At 73.8% G+C, this 2,941-nt stretch carries 1 protein-coding gene and 1 pseudogene; one reads left to right on the top strand and one right to left on the bottom strand.

Annotated elements, in window-relative coordinates; genetic code table 11:
- A partial coding sequence (locus D471_RS0121545; RefSeq protein WP_026127951.1) for a hypothetical protein occupies positions 1–2,069 on the bottom strand: 2,069 nt, incomplete at its 3' end.
- Positions 2,070–2,322: 253 nt separating this feature from the next.
- Between D471_RS0121545 and D471_RS0121540 the strand changes: the two are divergent.
- Positions 2,323–2,941 (top strand): annotated as a pseudogene (locus D471_RS0121540) (hypothetical protein); the annotation flags it as partial.

Below are 2,941 nucleotides of genomic sequence, written 5' to 3'. Positions count from 1 at the left end.
TGGCTGGTCGACGTGTCGCCACCCGACTGGGTGGAACCCGTGTCGCCGCCGTCGGTGTGGGTCGGTCCGGTGTCCCCGGCGGTCTGGGCCGAAGTGGTGTCGGCCGCCTGCGCGGTCTGCGTGTCACCACTGGTCTGGGCCGGGGCCGCGTCCCCGGAGGAGCCCGGGCCCTCGGCCTGGAAGGGCTGCGGGTCGGCACCCGTCTGGGCCGGGGCCGCGTCCCCGGAGGAGCCCGGGCCCTCGGCCTGGAAGGGCTGCGGGTCGGCACCCGTCTGGGCCGGGGCCGCGTCCCCGGAGGAGCCCGGGCCCTCGGCCTGGAAGGGCTGCGGGTCGGCACCCGTCTGGGCCGGGGCCGCGTCCCCGGAGGAGCCCGGGCCCTCGGCCTGGAAGGGCTGCGGGTCGGCACCCGTCTGGGCCGGGGCCGCGTCCCCGGAGGAGCCCGGGCCCTCGGCCTGGAAGGGCTGCGGGTCGGCACCCGTCTGGGCCGGGGCCGCGTCCCCGGAGGAGCCCGGGCCCTCGGCCTGGAAGGGCTGCGGGTCGGCACCCGTCTGGGCCGGGGCCGCGTCCCCGGAGGAGCCCGGGCCCTCGGCCTGGAAGGGCTGCGGGTCGGCACCCGTCTGGGCCGGGGCCGCGTCCCCGGAGGAGCCCGGGCCCTCGGCCTGGAAGGGCTGCGGGTCGGCACCCGTCTGGGGCGGAGCCGCGCCGTCGGCGCCCGTCGGCGAAGCCGAGCCGTCTCCCGAGCCCGGCGTGGCCGGATCGTCCCCGGAACGCGGCGCACCCGCGTCGTTCGCGGCCGTCGGATCGTTCCCGCCACCGCCGGAACCGTCGCCGCCCGGAGCGGTGTCCACATCGATGTCGGGGGTGTTGTCGCCGCCGCCCGAACCCGTGGTCGTGGTGCCGGACGAGCCTGAGCCGCTCGACGAGTGGCTCAGGTCCCACTCGGTCTTGCCCGCGCTGACCCCGGCGGCGGGGAAGTTGGTCGCGGCGGCACCGATCAGCTCGTTCGTGAGGTTGATGTCCTCCCAGCCCGTGCCCCCGGCCATCTGGACCGCGATCGAGGAGCCCATACCGACGGCGGTGTCCTTCGTTCCGGTGGCGACGAAGTCGGCGCCCACCCGGAGTGCGCGGTTCCCGTTGATCGTCGACGACACCGAGGACTTCGCTCTGCCGACGTTCGTCGTCACCGTCTGGACCGCCCGGTTGTTGCGAACCGCGTTGGCGGTGGTCCTGACGCCCCGGCGCACGGGACCGGAGGCCCGGCTAGCGAAGGGGCCCGCGACCCGGGAGACGGCCCGGCCGCCGCGCAGGAGCACACCGCCCGGGATCAGCGACATGGCGTCGAGTCCGAGGGTGAGGACGGTCTCCATGTTGAAGCCGAGCTTGCCCTCGCGGTGCAGCGTGGCGGCGCTGATGGAGAGCGCTGCGATGGCGAGCGCGATGCCCAGACCGGGGATGAAGATCGCGGCGATACCGGCGACCACCATGATCGCGGCGTAGATGAGGGGGTTCTCCTCCACCCACGTGACGATCGCGTCCAACCAGCCCCAGAGCTTGTTCGGGTCGCCCTGCTTGGCGTCCTCCAGGGCGTTCTTGGCGGTCTCGGCGGCCTCGTCCAGGTCGTCGGTGACCCGCCTGAGCCGGACGACGTACTCCTCACGCAGCGGGTCGTCCCCGCCCTCGCCCTCCTTCCAGGTGTCCCGCTCGTCGTCCGCCAGACCGTCGTAGGCGCCCGCCGCGAGGATGGCGACGGTCTCGCTCTTCTCCCTCGCCGCGTCCAGCGCGTCCGCCCACGTCTCCAGGGCCTTGTAGCCCTTCTCGTAGGCGGTGTGCGCCTTGTCCAGGTGCGAGGGGAGTTCCTCGACGAGCTCCTTGAGCGCCTTGATCGTCTCGCCCTCGCCCAGCTTGTCTCCCTCAAGCCTGCGCAGGTCGGTGGCGGCCTGGTCCGCGGCGTCCGCCAGGCGCTCGTAGAAGGTCTTGAGGGAGCGGGCCTCGTAGCTGTTCCACGGAACGGGGTCCCCGGGTTGATCGAGGAGGTTCCAGCGGAGGTGCTCGCGGGGGTTCGTCGCCACGTTCCGTGATACTCGCTTTCCGGGTTCGAACACGGCGCGGTTCGAGGGAGGACACACGGGACCGGGTGTGACGCGCCGGGGGACTTCGAGGGCCAGTGCCTCGGAAGGGGTGCGAATTCGACATCATAGACTCACACGTCCCAGAGTGAACAGATGCCTCCAGAGCGAGTGCGGTTCCCCGAGCCCGGCGGAATCTTCTGGGACGGCCTCCTCGAAACCCCCTGACCAGCGACGTCATCCACAGGAGAGAGCAGTGACCCTGATCGCGGCGGCACGACCCCCGGCGCCTCCGTCGGCCACCACGCGGGCGCTGCGCGGCGTCTCGGCCCTCGTCACCGGTACCGCCCTCGCCTCGGTCCTCCTCGCGGCGGTCCCCGCCCCCGCGCACGCGGACACCGCGACCGGCGGCACCACGGGGTCCGACACGACGACCGGCACCGGGGCGGCGACCTACGACATCTGTCCGGAGGTGTACTACTACGTCGTCCCCGAGGGCTCACCCGGACTGGAGGCCATCGCCGACCTGATCCTGGGCGACCCCGAGCGCGCCGACGAGATCTACGAGCTCAACGCCGGACGCGCCCAGGCCGACGGCGGCACCCTCGGCGAGGACCGCGCGGTACTCCCCGGATGGCGGCTCGTGGTCCCCTTCGACTCCGGCGGCGAGGGTGTGTACACGGGCCTGGACCCCCTGTGCGTCGTCGCCGTCGACCAGGCCAACGCCCTGGGCGTCGCCCCGCCGAGTCCGCCCCCGCCACCGCCCGCCTACACCCCGCCGCCCACCGAGGAGCCCACGGAGCAGGTCACCGACCTCACCCCCGAGGAGGACGAGCCGAAGATCGACCCCAAGCTCCTCGGCGCGGGCGCGGCCG

This window comes from Nocardiopsis lucentensis DSM 44048, assembly GCF_000341125.1.
Classification (GTDB): Bacteria; Actinomycetota; Actinomycetes; order Streptosporangiales; family Streptosporangiaceae; genus Nocardiopsis; species Nocardiopsis lucentensis.
The sequence above is the reverse complement of the archived record's forward strand: the minus strand, read 5'-3'. Positions and strand labels throughout refer to the sequence as shown.